The organism is Clostridium estertheticum subsp. estertheticum (genome assembly GCF_001877035.1).
Taxonomy (GTDB): Bacteria; Bacillota; Clostridia; order Clostridiales; family Clostridiaceae; genus Clostridium_AD; species Clostridium_AD estertheticum.
Window position 1 is genome coordinate 3,541,100 of sequence record NZ_CP015756.1, and the last position, 14,801, is coordinate 3,555,900.

The 14,801-nt window shown below is 28.4% G+C and carries 28 protein-coding genes; 5 read left to right on the forward strand and 23 right to left on the reverse strand.

Annotation, left to right across the window (positions count from 1 at the left end; all coding sequences use genetic code 11):
* Positions 1-176: 176 nt before the first annotated feature.
* From A7L45_RS16655 to A7L45_RS16760, 23 genes are all read right to left on the reverse strand, one after another.
* On the reverse strand, positions 177-815 hold the full coding sequence (locus A7L45_RS16655) for a tyrosine-type recombinase/integrase (protein ID WP_071613831.1): 639 nt from the start codon (positions 813-815) through the stop codon (positions 177-179).
* A gap of 211 nt (positions 816-1,026) precedes the next feature.
* A complete protein-coding gene (locus A7L45_RS16660) occupies positions 1,027-1,473 on the reverse strand; it encodes a sigma-70 RNA polymerase sigma factor region 4 domain-containing protein (protein WP_071613832.1) in 447 nt (148 codons plus the stop codon).
* Positions 1,474-1,607: 134 nt separating this feature from the next.
* On the reverse strand, positions 1,608-1,838 hold the full coding sequence (locus A7L45_RS16665) for a hypothetical protein (RefSeq protein WP_071613833.1): 231 nt from the start codon (positions 1,836-1,838) through the stop codon (positions 1,608-1,610).
* Between the two features lie 36 nt (positions 1,839-1,874).
* On the reverse strand, positions 1,875-2,117 hold the full coding sequence (locus A7L45_RS16670) for a hypothetical protein (RefSeq protein WP_071613834.1): 243 nt from the start codon (positions 2,115-2,117) through the stop codon (positions 1,875-1,877).
* 35 nt (positions 2,118-2,152) lie between these two features.
* Positions 2,153-2,440 carry a hypothetical protein gene (locus tag A7L45_RS16675; RefSeq protein WP_071613835.1) on the reverse strand — a complete coding sequence of 96 codons (288 nt, stop codon included), beginning with the start codon at positions 2,438-2,440 and terminating at the stop codon, positions 2,153-2,155.
* A 33-nt stretch (positions 2,441-2,473) separates the two neighbouring features.
* Positions 2,474-2,701: a hypothetical protein gene (locus tag A7L45_RS16680; RefSeq protein ID WP_071613836.1), complete on the reverse strand. Its 228-nt coding sequence runs from the start codon at positions 2,699-2,701 to the stop codon at positions 2,474-2,476.
* Between the two features lie 85 nt (positions 2,702-2,786).
* Positions 2,787-3,188, reverse strand: a complete 402-nt coding sequence (locus tag A7L45_RS16685; RefSeq protein WP_071613837.1) for a single-stranded DNA-binding protein — start codon at positions 3,186-3,188, stop codon at positions 2,787-2,789.
* The gene (locus A7L45_RS16690) at positions 3,185-3,370 is read right to left on the reverse strand and encodes a hypothetical protein (RefSeq protein ID WP_071613838.1); all 186 of its coding nucleotides are present in this window, start codon (positions 3,368-3,370) and stop codon (positions 3,185-3,187) included. The genes A7L45_RS16685 and A7L45_RS16690 overlap by 4 nt, the downstream gene beginning before the upstream one ends.
* Complete coding sequence (locus A7L45_RS16695; protein ID WP_071613839.1) at positions 3,370-3,726, reverse strand: dATP/dGTP diphosphohydrolase domain-containing protein; 357 nt, start codon at positions 3,724-3,726, stop codon at positions 3,370-3,372. Before A7L45_RS16695 ends, A7L45_RS16690 begins: the two co-directional genes overlap by 1 nt.
* Positions 3,720-3,899 carry a hypothetical protein gene (locus tag A7L45_RS16700; protein ID WP_071613840.1) on the reverse strand — a complete coding sequence of 60 codons (180 nt, stop codon included), beginning with the start codon at positions 3,897-3,899 and terminating at the stop codon, positions 3,720-3,722. The genes A7L45_RS16695 and A7L45_RS16700 overlap by 7 nt, the downstream gene beginning before the upstream one ends.
* 173 nt (positions 3,900-4,072) lie before the next feature.
* The gene (locus A7L45_RS16705; RefSeq protein ID WP_152025085.1) at positions 4,073-4,846 is read right to left on the reverse strand and encodes an ATP-binding protein; all 774 of its coding nucleotides are present in this window, start codon (positions 4,844-4,846) and stop codon (positions 4,073-4,075) included.
* The gene (locus A7L45_RS16710) at positions 4,776-5,570 is read right to left on the reverse strand and encodes a phage replisome organizer N-terminal domain-containing protein (protein WP_071613841.1); all 795 of its coding nucleotides are present in this window, start codon (positions 5,568-5,570) and stop codon (positions 4,776-4,778) included. The genes A7L45_RS16705 and A7L45_RS16710 overlap by 71 nt, the downstream gene beginning before the upstream one ends.
* Before the next feature lie 33 nt (positions 5,571-5,603).
* A complete protein-coding gene (locus tag A7L45_RS16715; RefSeq protein WP_071613842.1) occupies positions 5,604-6,167 on the reverse strand; it encodes a hypothetical protein in 564 nt (187 codons plus the stop codon).
* A 76-nt stretch (positions 6,168-6,243) separates the two neighbouring features.
* Positions 6,244-6,468 carry a hypothetical protein gene (locus tag A7L45_RS16720; protein ID WP_071613843.1) on the reverse strand — a complete coding sequence of 75 codons (225 nt, stop codon included), beginning with the start codon at positions 6,466-6,468 and terminating at the stop codon, positions 6,244-6,246.
* Positions 6,468-6,653 carry a hypothetical protein gene (locus A7L45_RS16725; RefSeq protein ID WP_071613844.1) on the reverse strand — a complete coding sequence of 62 codons (186 nt, stop codon included), beginning with the start codon at positions 6,651-6,653 and terminating at the stop codon, positions 6,468-6,470. Before A7L45_RS16725 ends, A7L45_RS16720 begins: the two co-directional genes overlap by 1 nt.
* Positions 6,643-6,858, reverse strand: coding sequence for a hypothetical protein (locus A7L45_RS16730; protein ID WP_071613845.1), 216 nt, complete (start codon positions 6,856-6,858; stop codon positions 6,643-6,645). Before A7L45_RS16730 ends, A7L45_RS16725 begins: the two co-directional genes overlap by 11 nt.
* Before the next feature lies 1 nt (position 6,859).
* The gene (locus A7L45_RS16735; RefSeq protein WP_071613846.1) at positions 6,860-8,020 is read right to left on the reverse strand and encodes a hypothetical protein; all 1,161 of its coding nucleotides are present in this window, start codon (positions 8,018-8,020) and stop codon (positions 6,860-6,862) included.
* A gap of 228 nt (positions 8,021-8,248) precedes the next feature.
* Entirely contained in the window at positions 8,249-8,437 is a 189-nt protein-coding gene (locus A7L45_RS16740; RefSeq protein ID WP_071613847.1) for a hypothetical protein, read from the reverse strand.
* A 22-nt stretch (positions 8,438-8,459) separates the two neighbouring features.
* The gene (locus A7L45_RS23580; RefSeq protein ID WP_207647743.1) at positions 8,460-8,624 is read right to left on the reverse strand and encodes a hypothetical protein; all 165 of its coding nucleotides are present in this window, start codon (positions 8,622-8,624) and stop codon (positions 8,460-8,462) included.
* Positions 8,608-9,111, reverse strand: coding sequence for a hypothetical protein (locus A7L45_RS16745; protein ID WP_071613848.1), 504 nt, complete (start codon positions 9,109-9,111; stop codon positions 8,608-8,610). Before A7L45_RS16745 ends, A7L45_RS23580 begins: the two co-directional genes overlap by 17 nt.
* Positions 9,111-9,839 (reverse strand): ORF6C domain-containing protein, encoded by a 729-nt coding sequence (locus A7L45_RS16750; protein ID WP_071613849.1) that lies wholly within the window; start codon positions 9,837-9,839, stop codon positions 9,111-9,113. Before A7L45_RS16750 ends, A7L45_RS16745 begins: the two co-directional genes overlap by 1 nt.
* Before the next feature lie 101 nt (positions 9,840-9,940).
* Positions 9,941-10,234, reverse strand: a complete 294-nt coding sequence (locus A7L45_RS16755) for a histidine kinase (protein ID WP_071613850.1) — start codon at positions 10,232-10,234, stop codon at positions 9,941-9,943.
* 3 nt (positions 10,235-10,237) lie between these two features.
* Complete coding sequence (locus A7L45_RS16760; RefSeq protein WP_071613851.1) at positions 10,238-10,441, reverse strand: helix-turn-helix transcriptional regulator; 204 nt, start codon at positions 10,439-10,441, stop codon at positions 10,238-10,240.
* Between the two features lie 209 nt (positions 10,442-10,650).
* On the opposite strand from A7L45_RS16760, the gene A7L45_RS16765 reads away from it, so the two are divergent.
* The 5 genes from A7L45_RS16765 (at position 10,651) to A7L45_RS16785 (ending at position 14,754) form a co-directional block, all read left to right on the forward strand.
* Positions 10,651-11,040, forward strand: a complete 390-nt coding sequence (locus A7L45_RS16765) for a helix-turn-helix domain-containing protein (protein ID WP_071613852.1) — start codon at positions 10,651-10,653, stop codon at positions 11,038-11,040.
* 20 nt (positions 11,041-11,060) lie between these two features.
* A complete protein-coding gene (locus tag A7L45_RS16770; RefSeq protein ID WP_071613853.1) occupies positions 11,061-12,140 on the forward strand; it encodes a site-specific integrase in 1,080 nt (359 codons plus the stop codon).
* 299 nt (positions 12,141-12,439) lie between these two features.
* Complete coding sequence (locus A7L45_RS16775; protein ID WP_071613854.1) at positions 12,440-13,651, forward strand: hypothetical protein; 1,212 nt, start codon at positions 12,440-12,442, stop codon at positions 13,649-13,651.
* A 318-nt stretch (positions 13,652-13,969) separates the two neighbouring features.
* Positions 13,970-14,452: a PTS sugar transporter subunit IIA gene (locus A7L45_RS16780; RefSeq protein WP_071613855.1), complete on the forward strand. Its 483-nt coding sequence runs from the start codon at positions 13,970-13,972 to the stop codon at positions 14,450-14,452.
* 17 nt (positions 14,453-14,469) lie between these two features.
* Entirely contained in the window at positions 14,470-14,754 is a 285-nt protein-coding gene (locus tag A7L45_RS16785; RefSeq protein ID WP_071613856.1) for a PTS sugar transporter subunit IIB, read from the forward strand.
* The last annotated feature ends 47 nt before the right edge of the window (positions 14,755-14,801 follow it).

The following is a 14,801-nucleotide window of genomic DNA, read 5'->3' on the forward strand; positions in this document are numbered from 1 at the left end:
CTTAAGCATTGATATAACTAACTTTAAAGCACTTTTATTTTCTACTTGTAAATCGGTAATAACATACACGATTACGGATTATTATTTTACTATTCTTATAATAGATATTATTTTATTGTTAACCCTTAAATAAGTACACCTTATCTATTTACCGATTTATTGCTAAAAAAATATAATTATAATTTTCTAGCAGCTATCTTTGCTGCACCCTCTTTTACTTCATCATCTAACCCTAAATATTTCTTTGTAACTTCAATACTTAAATGTCCTAACGCAATTCTTACATACTCAATATCGTTTGTGGCTTCATATAATCGCCTTGCATAAGTTTTACGTAAACTATGTCCAGTTATGTTTTTAAGATTAATTTCTTTATCCTCAGCAACCTTTTTCAATATGTCTGAATAAGATTGAGCTCTTAAATAATTGCTGTTATCACCTTTTTGCGATGGGAAAGCATATTCACTACTTTTCTTACCCTTAATATATTTTTTAAGAATAGTTTCTAATTGAGGTTCTATACCATGTTTTCTCTTTGGAGGAACCTTTTTTAATGATCTAGGATTATTTTTAATATATGTTTTCCATGCCCTGTATTGTTTTTTTTCTTGAATTTCAAATTGTTTATTACTTAATGCTTCTTTTATCCCAGCAATAGTTAAATCAACTAGGTCCTGTAATCTATATCCTGTTGCAATTCCTAATAAAAACAATGTTAGGTTTCTTTCGGACCATGTATTACTAATTTCTTCTAATCTATATTTAAATCTTTCATATTTGCTCTCTAATATAGGCTTTGCAGGTCTTTTTATCATTCATTTCTCACCTGTCTGCTCTTTATATGAGGATCAAGTATAAGAACGCAATCTTTCAATTTTGATTTAATCCTATTACTCATACTTTTACCCCCTCTTAATTTTGAGTATAAGAAAAGACACTGGATTATCTCCAATGTCTTTCTTCATTTCTCGTTATACATACTATAATCTAGTAAAACCGTCAAAAGACGTCATTTTTAAAAATAGTTTATTTATTTTTTAATTTTCTTTCTTTTTTAATTTTAGCCATAGTTCTTTCTACTTTGCTTTTACTTATATTTAATCTTTGTGATATTTGTATATAATTTAAATCATCAACATCTTTTAGCTTAACAATTTTATATTCTATACCTGTTAACGACTTTAATTTAATATTCATTAGTTCCTTTTGTTCTAACATACCTTTTAACATCAATTCTTCTCTTTCTAACCTTACTTCTAGCTTATTAATACTTGGTATAACTCTTTCTAATGTTGTAAAATTCATTGAACCATGTGGCATATCTGAATAAGTTTGCGCTTTGAGTTCGCCTGGTGCTTTAAGTAAACCTTCTAAGCTTTTTTTCTCATTCTTAAGCCTTGATATGTTCATGTTTGCTATATCTATTTCTATACATAAGTCTTTATAAGTATTAATTGCGTAAATAATAACCATCCCCTAAGTTTGTTTTATGCAGAAAATCTTTCGTATTCATGTTATAATATAAATATCTCCTATTTTTTTAGTTGATATTTAAAAGGGCTGAATGTTATCTAGACGAGCGGCCCTTTTTTTCGCCCTAATTCTTTTCACTTTGCTTCTGCTTTTAACATCTCTTCCATTTCATCTGCTATTTTATTTGCTCTTACCTCACTTATTCCATTGCTTCTCATTGCATTAAAATAATATTTCTTAACTATTTTTGCAGTATTTGTTATATACTCACCCACTTTTATAATTGCTAGTTCTTTAATCGTTGGAGCTTGTCTTATATTTTCTTTTGGATGCCTTCTTTCGTTTCGGCTCATTTTTCTTTCCACTTTTATATCTCCTTTTTATTCAGTCATATTTTTAATTTATAGTTTTTTACCAAGCTTTTTTCGTTTAATGTAAAGTTTATTTCTATTTACAGCCCTTTTATTGAATTTATTCTTATTAAGTCCCCAAGTCATTATCCAAGGATTATCACTTACAAATTTCATAATAAAATCCCAAACTTTAGTTAATATTTTTACAACTTTTTTCATTACCTTTGCTATTTCACCGCATGCTATTCTTAAGCCTTCCATAGTTTTTTCTGAAACAATTTTATTTTCCATGATTATCTCCTTTTTTATGACAGATTAGTTTTAACTTATGCTTCGTCTAACTCTTCAAAATACTTTGTATATAACTTGATTTTATTTAGTTCTGTAAAAAGTCGTTTTACACTTATTTCATTTTCTTTGTTAAAGTTATGTTGTTCAAAATCACCAATATTAACAGAAAACCAATTTCCTTTTTTAGTTTTGTATAATGTTGTTGGTCTTCTTACATAGATTGTATGACCAGTTAATATTTTTATAGGGTAAGAAGTTTCATATTTTATAATAGTTTCTGCTTTTTCTGTATCGTATATTTTTCCATCAATAATAAATTTCAATGAGTTTCATCTCCTTATCTTTGAAATGCGTAGCTATTTTGCTACCATGCTATATCCGAATGTAGCTATTTCTTGAATATCAATAAGAGTTTGTTTATTGCTACATATTTCCTCTAATTGAATAATTCCACTTTGACAATCTCGTTTAGCATCGCCTATTAACTCAAATATGCTATCTATATCTTTAGATGTTGTATAGTAAGCACACTCACCATTTTTAAATAATATTTTTATTTCAATCATTTCTTCTATTCCATCCATCTTTTATTCCACCTTCGCATTATTCTCATAATATCCTCCATATTTCAAGTCAAATTATTTAGCGAATACGACCTAACTTTTACCCTTAGAATGGTATTTCGCCATCTTCTATAGGTGTTACATCTTCAATATTTGTTTCTTTATTTTCAGCTGGTTTACTACCTGGTTTACCTCCCCATTCAAGGAAGTCAACTTCATCAGCAATAACCTCAGTAACATATCTTCTATTTCCATCTTTAGCTTCATAATTTCTAGTTTGAATGTTTCCAGATACACTTAGCAGTTTACCTTTGCTCATATAGTTAGCTGTTGCTTCTGCTTGTTTACCAAACACTACTACTGGTATGAAGTCAGCATCAGGTTGACCTTCTCTTTTAAATCTCCTATTAACCGCTACTGTGAATGTTGCTACTGCTGTTCCAGTTCCCTGAGCAAACTTAAGTTCAGGATCCTTTGTTAATCTTCCAACTATTACAACTTTATTCATTTTTTATTTTCCTCCACCATTTTGTTTTCTATAAATTTTTCCAATATATCTGCTATTTGACCTTTACTAATTGATGTATACCATGTAAATCTTTCATCATCAGTTGATTCCATAATGTTTTTATCAAATATATTAACAACGCCATTTTTAACAGTTTTAACTCTAATAAATATTTGTTCCATTATTCCAACCTCGCTGGTATATCTTGCAACTCTTTATGTTTCAATTCCATTTCTATGGCCATAGCTACATTCCACATTGCCGCTCTAAGGTGTTTTTCTTCTTTCTGTCCTCTTAAATAGCAGCTTAAATGTCTAGTGGCTGAATCCAGTAGGCTGTGTAGTGGAATACCCTTTTCACAATTTCTTTCACCATACTTTAAAGCTCCATCTTCACAATGAATTGCTAATTCATGTATGGCATCCCAAGGCAATAAGTCATATCTGCCTTTACCTATGTGCATGTCTCTTACTGCACCAGTACTAAACTCTGTTCTTTCTCCACTATCCTTTATAGTTTCTTCTTTTTTTATTACCATTTTTGTTTAGCACCTTTCTTTTTAGATTTAATTATGTTTCCTACTTGAAAAAATTTTCTTTTCATATACTGATCTGCTTCTTTTTTCCCTTGTGCTGCTACCTTATCCCTACGTTTAAATTCATTTACAGTAACCTCGACTTTTTCTTTTAAAGATAATTCTTGAAAATCCATGTTTTACTCCTTTCGGTATTTTGTATCGTAGGACCATAAACTTAATTTTTGAATATTAAACTCTTTAACATTGCCATATCTGGTTACCACTTTCATTTCCAATGTATATCTAATTAGCTTGTCTACTTCCAATGCAATTTCTTTTAGTTCTAAAAGTTCTTTATTGGTCAAACTTAGACACCTTCTAGTCTGTGGTTATTTTCTTTACAGTATTTAAAAATTATTATATTATCTTTGCAGCTCTCAATTATTCTGCCACCGAGTGCTTCGTCTAGGTCCAGTAACATATTTGCATTACACTCTGAATTGTAAATAGTTGGTTTATGGTTAACGTACCTTTGATTCACTATAGGATATATATGTTTCATATCCGTTTCTTTTAATTCTCCGATAAGTTTTCCTTTTTTAACTTTATCTTTGAACAAATCATCAATTATCAATAACTCACATGTAATATATTTAGATTGCATTTTATTATAATTTTCTTCATCCATTGCATTAGCTTTAAGTTCTCTAGTTGCTTCTAAATATGGCATATATATAACTTCTACATGATCTTTTCTTTCTAATAGTGCTTTTCCTATTGCCAGTGCTAAATGTGTTTTACCTGCTCCTGGCTGTCCTAAAAATGCTACACTACTATTCCTTTGTTCTTTTATGGCATCAAATTCTTTAACGTATCTAACCGCCTTGTTTCTTGCATCCACTCTTATGCTTGTATTAACTTCATATTCTTTAACTGATTTAACATCATCAGGATTAACACCAAACTTTTTCCAACGTCTTTTTACAATCTCCAATTTATAACATTGGCATCTTTTAAGGCCATTTTCTCCTTGTATCCAACTTGTATCTTTGCATTTATCACATTTGTATTTATCCGGTATACTTTGAGAAGTCGTAGTCTTCTGTTGAACTCGATTCATTATTCTGCTTAGAGCTTCCATACTTGCCCTCCTTAATTTCAAAGATACCTTTCCAGCTGTTCATTATGCTTTGTTCTACTATTGCTATTTTGTCATTATCATTATTAGCTAATTTATTTAATTTATTTAATATAAGAGTTAAAGCCTTATTTGTAGGTGCTGCTTTAACTGCTTTTCTCATTTCAATAAAATTAATTATTGTATTCTTTAATTCTTCATTATTTGTATAGTCAGATATTAATAAATTAAGACTATGTTTTGTTGTTGGCTTCTTCTTTTTATCTAACTCTATCTCTAACTCTATATCTAACTCTTTTCTCTTCTCTCTTATCTCTGTGTTACATTTTGTTACTGGTGCGTTACAAAGTAACAGTTTTTCCTTTTCTCTGAACCTTCTAACCCTTTCAGCTCCTTGTGTTTCATTCCCTATACTTAATGTTGCATTTTTCATTAAATACTCATTTTCATTCAATTCTTCTAATAATCCAAATTTAACTAAATACATTATTGTAACTTGTACATTTTCAAATTCTTCATCAATTTCTAGTGCTATTTCTGCTGAAAAATTATCTTCTATACCTTCAAAATATAATCTGCCTTCTTTTTTTAAACTTAGCAGCTGCATTTTTAAATATATAATTGTATAAGTATCACCACCAGCAATTTTTCTTAGCTTTTTTATTTCCTTTTGCCTAAAGAAATCTTCTTTTAACTTAAGCCAGTAATATTTCTTAGCATTATTCATTTTGTCCTCCGTATTTATTTAAGTCATAAAATTTTATACTTCATTACAGCGGTTTTCTGATTCAAACTTTTCTTTAGCAATATAAAAATCGCTTAACTTTATTTCTATAAATCCCTCAACTACATCTGTCTCTTTTAAATGTTTACTCTCAACTTTAATATACAAATTTTCACCATTTGGGAATTGACTATAGCTGCACCCATAGCAACCTAATGATTCAAAATAATCTGATATTCTTGGACCCGATAAATTAATAACAATTTTTTCATTTACACATTTTTGACTAAACTCTTTAGATATTTTAGAGCTTTTCTTAAATGCATATAAATTATTCTCGTCGGGCTTGCATAACATTTTGCAAAATTTAATTAGATCATTTTCACTTGGTTGTATACTAAGTCTAATTCCTTTTTTATTGTATTCTTCAAATGAACAATTCATAAAACCATTCCCGCCCATCATATATACACTCGTTTCAATTTCCTCTTCAATAAAGAATTTCTTAACAAATTCACGTTGCTGTTCGCTAAATACTATGACTTTATTTAAATCTTGAAGATATTTGCTTTCTTTTGTTACCATAAAACTTCTTTCCATTTTAATATTTCCCCCTTTTAAAACGTACGTTTTCAACCTGTATGTTTGGTCACGATATTTTTATATTTCGTAGTAACTAGTTTTCTGTAAAATCATCAAAATGTAAATATACATATCCCAAATCATCTAAATCACATATTGTTAATTCATTAAAACCTCCTAAACTTTCCTCAATATATTGTGTAATCCAATCTTCATCATCAATGTTATTAGGCCTATTAACTTTTTCATTTTGGTCAACTTTTATAATTATTGGTTTATCATCATTTCTAGTTACTAAATATCTTTTATAATATTCCATTAATATCCCCTCTCATATTCCTCAGTTAATTCACGATTTTCTTTAACAAATCCATCGTAGATACTTTCTTGCAACCCTTTGTTTTCGGTAACTATTGCACAAGGACAAGAATGTTCATAGCACATACCCCAGTAACCGCATCCATGATTCATTTCCATATCTTTAAATTCTTTTTCACTTAACATTTACTGGCACCTCATTCCATTTTTTTAAATATCTATCTAGTTCAGTTTGAACAACATACCAACAACCGCATGTTTTACCACTAGGAACTAATTTTTCAACTTTGATATCGTATCTTAACTTTGCTAATTCAATACCCTCGTTATGAGCAATATGTTTGAGCGTATAAGCAACTTGACCTAACATAGTAGAGTTTAACCTTTGCATTTTATACAGCCTCATATCGTTGCTTATCCATATCGTCGCACCAATTACAAAATGCTTTGTAAATTGGGATTGCATTACCTGTCCCAGCCCATCCGCAAAATCCTATAAACCCATCCTTATTAAAGCTAATACATTCTCTTTGAGTAAAATAATGACTATTTACAAATAAATAGCACTCAATTAATTCTCCATTTCTTGTGAACTTACTTTTTACTTTTAAGCTCATTCTCATAGTATCAACCGACATTGTGTGATTTTTGCAAGCAGCTTTTATCTTTTTATTTAACAACATAACTAAAGTACAAATATCTCCCTCAGTTATATCTTTATAAGTAAGCCCTTTATCTTTAAAATACTGTCTAACTGATTCTGAATCTTCTAATTTTTTAGGATTTATACCTCTTTTTATACGTCTTATTTTAAAATCTTCCTCAGTTGGATCAAATAAGTTAAAGTCAGCTTCATTTCTAATTTCAGTATCATTTGTAATTACCCACCACATATTATTTAAATTTCTATATACCTTTCCACGCATTAACCTGCCATCCCAATGCCTAAAGTATTTTATTTGACCGTTATAAATGATCTTTTTATCTCTATCGGTATTGTTATAACTAGCATCACAGGTTGTACCATCTAAATCAGATAATTTAAAATTCATGTCCTTTTGTGGATAATGACAACTACTTACCCAATCATGTTTAATTTTATCTTCTGCTAGTTTATATTCATGTTTCTCTTTATTTTCCACTCCTAACTTTTCTAGAAATTCAGCTATTTTATTTGATTCATTAATAAATAAGAGTTTTATTAAATATGGCATCATTTTAAATTTATCAAAATCATAAAAACCACCATTATTATTTTTTACATTAATTTCTTGATAAAATTCAATTGCAAATCCTGCTGGATATCTATGTGTTTTAAATCTTAATTCGCCTTTTTGTCCAGCTCTATGATCTTTACTCAAACATTTATAATCTTTTTCGATTCTAGGATCTTTGCTTACTTTAAATCCTCTTTTTTTCATAAAATTCAATACTTTATTATGAATTTTATAATGTGCCCAATCATCTGCTAACATATCTTTTTTCTCTTCTGATTTATTATTAAAATTAATACTTACTGAATCTTTATATATAGTAAAACTACTTGTACTCATAATTTTCCCCTCTCGATTTTTATTATTTACTTCGCGATTTTTGTCAATTGCGATGCTTCATAATTAATTTTGTGATATAATTACACTAGGATTTTTACTTTTGGACACTTTGGCGAGTGTCTTTTTTATTTGCAAATTTTGCTCCATATTTTTAATCCTTTTAATGTAGCTTCAATATTATGTTTTTTACATAAATTGATGTAATTTCGTAATGATTTATTAGTCATCTTAAATCACCTCAGTGCCTGTTTTTTTAGAATAACTTCTATCGACTTTTATAGGCGTAAACTTATTTTCTTTGCATCTATTTATAATTGTTTTATCGCTTACATGATATAATTCCGCCAATTCTCCATAAGTCCATCTGCGTTCAACTCTAAGCCTGCGTAGTTCATCTATATCTATTCTTTTATACATAACTTTTTCTCCTTTTTCTATTTTAATAGCCTTTGCTTAATTGGACATTTACCAACTTTCTAAATTCGCATACTGGACAAATATATTTCATATTTAAAAGTTTTTTAACTTTCTTAGCAGCTTTTAATGTATTTCTTTTTTTTATTGTTTTTGTTCCACACTCTTTACATTTAATTTTTATTTTCATAAATTTCACTTAGTAAATCATGCTCATCACGTAATGGCATTATTACTCCTATAAATTCCTCATTTACATAAATTCTTAAATTTGGCAATATTCCATCATTTGATGCTCTGTACTGAACATTCTTAAAGATATCAACATATTCTTTTTGATAACTAACAAACTTATCACCTATTTTGAAAATATTAACTATTCCTTTAGATCTAACATCTTTCAAATATGGAGTTTTAATAGCTTCAAGTTCATTTTCACATTTAGTTACAAATCCTAACTCAGTTGATAATGTAGGTGTCCAATTTCTATAATTTGTGATTGCACCTATTTTAAATAATTTTTGTATAACTATATCTAAATCATAAGTGCATTCAACTATTAAATAGCCATTACAATATTCAAAGCCATCATCGTTTAAATTTACAATATTTCGTTCATCCACTTGCATTAATTTTGAAAGCTTACTTTCATTGATAAATTCTTTATGGTTTATCATTATATATTCACTCCCTTTAACGTAGTTTGATTATTTAATAATGTAATATCATCTTGTAAATAAAGTGGTAATATATAGTCACTTACTATTCCTCTAGCACTATCAATTTGTGATCTTTTTATAGCTTCATATCTAGTAATGCCAAATTGTCTTTTAAGTTGTCCTTGAATATCTGCATAAACTTTTCCTCTAAGCGAATTATCTTGGTATGCAGGTGTTTTATATCCACCTAATGATTTAATGCCTATTTTTCTAACTAGTGCTTGTAGTTCCTTACAATCTATATTGAATAGTGGCATATCATTTTCTAACTTATCCATCCTTAAATTTGTTTCTGTACTCCGCTTATCTATTACAAATATTGCTTGCAATTCTTGGCTTAATTTAGGTTGTCCATTTATTAATGTTCTTTCCATTTCATTAAATGCTTCAATATATTTTGTTTTCCATACATCTGCCACCCTTCCTGTAAACCCCATTACTACAAAACTAAATCCATCCCTAGATAATAAATATTGTTTATTTGATTTACCACTTTCGTCTTTATAAGTATCTTCTATAAAATATTTACTCACCTTATTTTTAAGGGCAGTATCTTTTGTCCAACTAGTTATTATAGCGTTTATTTTTAAAACTACATTATCGTGTCTCTTACCAAAATTTTCTGAAACTTCTCTACTACTTACTACTAATTTCCCATTCTCATTTAATATTTGTAAATTATTCATTAATACACTCTCCCTAAATTTATTGACCTCTGCTGGAGCTTGTACACCATTGCGGTGTTATTTGCTTAGAATTGCAACTTATAATATTGAAATGTTTGTAATTACTTACAGTAGCCAATGCATTTGTTGCTTTCAGTAATAATATTATTGAATACAGTTCTTAAGTAGTCTCTTTCTTTTTTAACTTCTATCAGTTCTTTTTCAAGTTTTTTTTCTCTTATAGTTATTTTTTCAGGTATGTTGCCTTCAATTTTCTCTATATATTGCAAATTAAATCTAATACAAGGTAATCCCTTGATTGGAACAACAATTCCGCTTAGTCTATATTCATCAATAGTTCTCTCAGATACTTGCCATCTTTCTGCTAAGTCTTTTTTATTTAACAGTTTGTCCACTTTTTATTCCCCCTTTTTTTTATTTGGAAAAAGTTCATCTAATGTAACTCCGATAGTTGAAGATATCTTTCTTGCATTAGTTAAACTTGGAATACTATTGCAATTCATAACATCATAAAAATATGATTTGGAAAGTCCAGTTTCTTTAATAACATCAGATGCCTTTAATCCTTTATCTTTTATAAATTCTCTTATTTTATTATTCATTTTTTAATTTCGCCCCGCTTCCATAAACAAATTGTACCACTTTACCGAACATAAACAAAACGCTTTGTACCTCTTTATCGAACGTTGTAGAAGATTAGCCCATTATATCGAACGATTTCTCATTATTTCTTTAATTTACTAGTTTACTTTATCGAACGAACTGATATAATAAAAGTACGGTTTATCGAACACGTAAAAGGAGAGTCGAGATGATAGGAACTATTATTAAGAATTTAAGAAAAGAAAAGAATTTAAGTTTAAGGTCATTAGCTCAATCTGCTGGTATTTCTAAAAGCACATTAAGTGATGTTGAGAACTCTAACAATAATCCTTCAATAAAAACGCTTGAAAAAATTGCAATAGCTCTTGATGTATCAGTTAAGGACTTACTTACTTCCGAAGAAAAAGTAGAGGTCGCAATTAATTCTATGACTACAATATCTGAAATGGCTTTAAAGGCACTGTCATATAACCCGATAGATTCTGCTGAAAATGGGTTAAACCCAATTTCTCCACTTTTTGAAAATGAGAACTTTTCAGTAGAAGAACAGAATGAAATAGCTAATTTTATAAAATATATAATAACAAAGAGATCGTAAAAAATAAGGAGTTGATTAAATTGCAATACAACATTACTTACAGAGAGAAAGACGGTGGGTGGCAATATATTGTTTCCTATAAGGATAGTAATGGCAAATGGAAGCAAAAAAGCAAACAAGGATTTGAAAAAAGTAGAATCGGTAAACAACAAGCTAAAGAGGAAGCCTTAAAAACTATAGATAAGTTAAATAAAGATATTAGTTTAAATGTTCCTAGTGAATTTGAGGGTATATCATTTAATGAATTTGGAAAAAGCTATTTAAAACATAACAAATTATATAATGCATACAAAACTATTCAATCAACTCAAACGGTCTTGAATAGATTTTCAGATTTAGACGATATGGAGTTATCTAAGATAACTACTCTTGATATACAAAAGGTAGTTGATACCCTTACTGGAGAAGATTTGAACCCGAATACAATAAAATACTACCTTAAGAAACTCACAATTATTTTTAATGCAGCTAAAAATCAGTATAGCATTATAGATGCTATTCCAACTAAAAATATTAGAGTGAATAAATCAAAAGAAATTAATAAAAAAGCACTTACGGAAGATGAAGTCAGCAATTTATTGAATGTTTATAAAGATAGCAAATACTTTTTATTAGTATTTATAGCTGCCAAAACAGGTATGAGAATTGGTGAGGTGTTGGGTCTTAAATGGAATGATATTAACAGTGTAGATAATATTATTAATGTAGAGCGTCAATGGAAAAAAGATGAAAACGGGAAATTTGATTTCGGAACATTAAAAAGTAATAATTCTTATAGAAGTATTCCTATTTCAAAATCAATTTGTAAGGAATTATTAGCACATAAAAATGTAATACAATTAAATAATAGAATATTTGAATTTGAAAATAAAGATAATGTCATTGCTGCACTTGATAAATCTCTAAAACGTAATGGATTTAATATCACAATACATGAACTAAGACATACGTATGCTACTAAACTCATTGCGAATGGAATGGATTATAAAACAGCTGCTAGTATATTAGGACACAGTGTACAACTAACAATAAAAACTTACTCACATGTTAATAATGACATGCTAAATAAAGCAAAAGAATTAATCGAAAATATCTTTTAATTTTTTTTTATGACGAATTTTTGACGAAAATTTAAGAACCCTTTATAATTAAGGGGTTCTTCGTCATTATAAATCTTACAATTCTGTAAGATAACCAGCTGAAAATATTAGTGTAGTTAATTTTGCTTAATCAATTGTGTAATCCTTGTGATTATAATATAATATATTTAATTAGTCTTATTTAAGAAAGATTATATAAGAAAACAACATATATATAAAAGTATATAAAAAAGGAAGTGATTAATTTAGCAAGTATAGTACTTTTGGTACTAAAGTACCTTACAAGCTAAAGATAATATATGAAGATTGTAGATGTAATAAATCAAATAAATAAAATAGGTGAAGAAACAAAAGATAAAACTGCTCCTTTTCAAGTATTAAAAACATTCAAAAGTGGTCGTTCTGAGGCTGGAGTATTTATGGTTGAATATGGACCCGCAAATCGTGTAGGTATTTTAAAGGTAACTAAAAGTAATGAAGGAAAGGTATTTCAAAAAGCCTATGAATTAGCATCAACTAACAATATGCAAAAGTATATTGCCAAACTTATAGCTAGTTATAAAATTCAAGACAAAAACAAAGCTATATTATATGTTAACTTATATGACTTAGCAGGAGATGATATATACAATAGTGAGACATTTTTGGACAAAATTTTAAATGAAGATGAACTTAAAGATAGTATAATCTCGTCAATAACTAAATTTTTATTTACTTGGAATAAAGAACATGTAAAAAAATTCATTTCTCCAATGGAAATAATTAAAAATGAACTTTCATATAGATACATGGACGATAAATATGTACAAGCTTTTAAATCAATTGGGGTAGATAAAAACATAAAGTGGATATCTTTAGATGGAACTGACGTTATACTCCCTAACCCCTATTATTATTTTAACAATGAAAATGTTTGGGGTGATTTAACTGTAACTTGCCTTACTGCATACGCACATGGAGATTTTCAAGGAGATAATATTATTATAACTGAAGATAAGCCTGTTATAATTGATTTTTGTGATCTTATAGAAGATTGCAACGTTTTCCATGATCTTCGATATCTTGAATCTATAACCCTTGGTGATTGTTTAGAAATTGATAAAGAATGTGATAGGGAATTATGGAGTAAAGTTTGTGAGAGTTTAAGTTTTGGAATAACAGATATAGACCTTCCTCAAGGACGTGGTATGAGTCTCATAAGACAGCTTATGTCAAAACTTAGACAAAACGTAAAATTAATTGTATCTGATAGTCGTAATAGTCTTTATGATCCATCATTTCATCTAGCTGGTACAGCTTCAGGATTAATTAATATGAGAAAATACACAAGCGTTAATAAGAAAAAAGCAGCTTTCATATATACAGCATTTAATCTTAAAATGTTTCTAAAGGATGAAGCTGTTAATATGTATGATCCTAAATTAGATTCATGTGTGGTATTTAATTGGAAAAATCAGAAATTAGGAAACAAAATTGTTGTTTTAGAGCCTTGCTCTACTACAGTAAGCTAGATAATATAAATGAGCAATAATGATTTCTTTGATTATTGCTTATTTTTTAATTAATCTACTAAACATATCAGTTTTTCCCTCTCTAGTAACTCTTAAATCAAAAATTTATCCTAGTTATTTTACATAAAAGTCTATAAATTAACTATAAATTGCATCTTAATTTTAAAAAATGAATTTTATGTAATAATTAGGTTATATTTGTACTAATTATTTTAATAAAATTGCTTGTTATAGATTTATTTTTACTATATAATTGATTTGTAGATTAAATTATATCATGTATACCTTTACGGTAAAACTATGTTAGGATGATGCGGCGTGAACTTGGAATTATGTTATGAAAACGTTTTTGTATTTAGGGATCTAGAATTTTCAAATAGTATAGAAGCTTTAAATTTTTTATCCTCAAAGCTATATGAAAAAGGTTATGTAAAAAAAGAATATCAAATAGCTATTATCGAAAGGGAAAAAAAGTATCCTACCGCTCTACCCTGCGTAGATATTAAAATAGCTATACCTCATGCAACTCATACTTTAGTAAATAAGGCAGCCCTATCTATAGGTATCCTTAAAAGTCCAGTAGAATTTAGATCTATGGGGGACAGTAATATTAAACTAAATGTACAAATTATTATAATGCTAGCTCTAAAGGAACCTCACGGTCATATTGAAATGTTACAAAGAATAGTTAAGCTTATTAAAAATCCCGAAGCATTAAAATTACTTGTTAATGCTTCCTCAATTGAGGAAGTTTTAAATACATTAAAACCATATTTAATTAATAATAAAAAATTATCATAACCTAGGAGGAATTTAAAATGAAAAAAATATTAGTAGCTTGTGGAACTGGAATAGCAACCTCAACGGTAGTTTCAGTTAAAATTAAAGAAATTTGTGAAAAGGAAGGTATAGATGTAATTATAACTCCCTGTAAACTTACAGATGTTCAGTCAATAGTCCCAGATTATGATTTATTAGTAACTACAGGTACATTTGATGTATCAGAAATAAATGTTCATATAATAGCAGGTATATCCCTGCTAACTGGTGTGGGTGAAGAAGACACCCTTAATGAAATTATAAAAACATTAAAAGAAGAATAATCAAACTATATATACAATAAGCCGTACCCTAATTTATTTGGAGGGTA

What these genes read in the sequence shown, in the direction of transcription:
- A7L45_RS16655 (WP_071613831.1), bottom strand. Translation starts at nt 815, where the DNA reads ATGATAAAAAGACCTGCAAAGCCTATATTAGAGAGCAAATATGAAAGA.
- A7L45_RS16660 (WP_071613832.1), bottom strand. Translation starts at nt 1,473, where the DNA reads ATGGTTATTATTTACGCAATTAATACTTATAAAGACTTATGTATAGAA.
- A7L45_RS16670 (WP_071613834.1), bottom strand. Translation starts at nt 2,117, where the DNA reads ATGGAAAATAAAATTGTTTCAGAAAAAACTATGGAAGGCTTAAGAATA.
- A7L45_RS16680 (WP_071613836.1), bottom strand. Translation starts at nt 2,701, where the DNA reads ATGGATGGAATAGAAGAAATGATTGAAATAAAAATATTATTTAAAAAT.
- A7L45_RS16685 (WP_071613837.1), bottom strand. Translation starts at nt 3,188, where the DNA reads ATGAATAAAGTTGTAATAGTTGGAAGATTAACAAAGGATCCTGAACTT.
- A7L45_RS16690 (WP_071613838.1), bottom strand. Translation starts at nt 3,370, where the DNA reads ATGGAACAAATATTTATTAGAGTTAAAACTGTTAAAAATGGCGTTGTT.
- A7L45_RS16695 (WP_071613839.1), bottom strand. Translation starts at nt 3,726, where the DNA reads ATGGTAATAAAAAAAGAAGAAACTATAAAGGATAGTGGAGAAAGAACA.
- A7L45_RS16700 (WP_071613840.1), bottom strand. Translation starts at nt 3,899, where the DNA reads ATGGATTTTCAAGAATTATCTTTAAAAGAAAAAGTCGAGGTTACTGTA.
- A7L45_RS16705 (WP_152025085.1), bottom strand. Translation starts at nt 4,846, where the DNA reads ATGGAAGCTCTAAGCAGAATAATGAATCGAGTTCAACAGAAGACTACG.
- A7L45_RS16710 (WP_071613841.1), bottom strand. Translation starts at nt 5,570, where the DNA reads ATGAATAATGCTAAGAAATATTACTGGCTTAAGTTAAAAGAAGATTTC.
- A7L45_RS16715 (WP_071613842.1), bottom strand. Translation starts at nt 6,167, where the DNA reads ATGGAAAGAAGTTTTATGGTAACAAAAGAAAGCAAATATCTTCAAGAT.
- A7L45_RS16720 (WP_071613843.1), bottom strand. Translation starts at nt 6,468, where the DNA reads ATGGAATATTATAAAAGATATTTAGTAACTAGAAATGATGATAAACCA.
- A7L45_RS16725 (WP_071613844.1), bottom strand. Translation starts at nt 6,653, where the DNA reads ATGTTAAGTGAAAAAGAATTTAAAGATATGGAAATGAATCATGGATGC.
- A7L45_RS16730 (WP_071613845.1), bottom strand. Translation starts at nt 6,858, where the DNA reads ATGCAAAGGTTAAACTCTACTATGTTAGGTCAAGTTGCTTATACGCTC.
- A7L45_RS16735 (WP_071613846.1), bottom strand. Translation starts at nt 8,020, where the DNA reads ATGAGTACAAGTAGTTTTACTATATATAAAGATTCAGTAAGTATTAAT.
- A7L45_RS16740 (WP_071613847.1), bottom strand. Translation starts at nt 8,437, where the DNA reads ATGTATAAAAGAATAGATATAGATGAACTACGCAGGCTTAGAGTTGAA.
- A7L45_RS23580 (WP_207647743.1), bottom strand. Translation starts at nt 8,624, where the DNA reads ATGAAAATAAAAATTAAATGTAAAGAGTGTGGAACAAAAACAATAAAA.
- A7L45_RS16745 (WP_071613848.1), bottom strand. Translation starts at nt 9,111, where the DNA reads ATGATAAACCATAAAGAATTTATCAATGAAAGTAAGCTTTCAAAATTA.
- A7L45_RS16750 (WP_071613849.1), bottom strand. Translation starts at nt 9,839, where the DNA reads ATGAATAATTTACAAATATTAAATGAGAATGGGAAATTAGTAGTAAGT.
- A7L45_RS16760 (WP_071613851.1), bottom strand. Translation starts at nt 10,441, where the DNA reads ATGAATAATAAAATAAGAGAATTTATAAAAGATAAAGGATTAAAGGCA.
- A7L45_RS16765 (WP_071613852.1), top strand. Translation starts at nt 10,651, where the DNA reads ATGATAGGAACTATTATTAAGAATTTAAGAAAAGAAAAGAATTTAAGT.
- A7L45_RS16775 (WP_071613854.1), top strand. Translation starts at nt 12,440, where the DNA reads ATGAAGATTGTAGATGTAATAAATCAAATAAATAAAATAGGTGAAGAA.
- A7L45_RS16785 (WP_071613856.1), top strand. Translation starts at nt 14,470, where the DNA reads ATGAAAAAAATATTAGTAGCTTGTGGAACTGGAATAGCAACCTCAACG.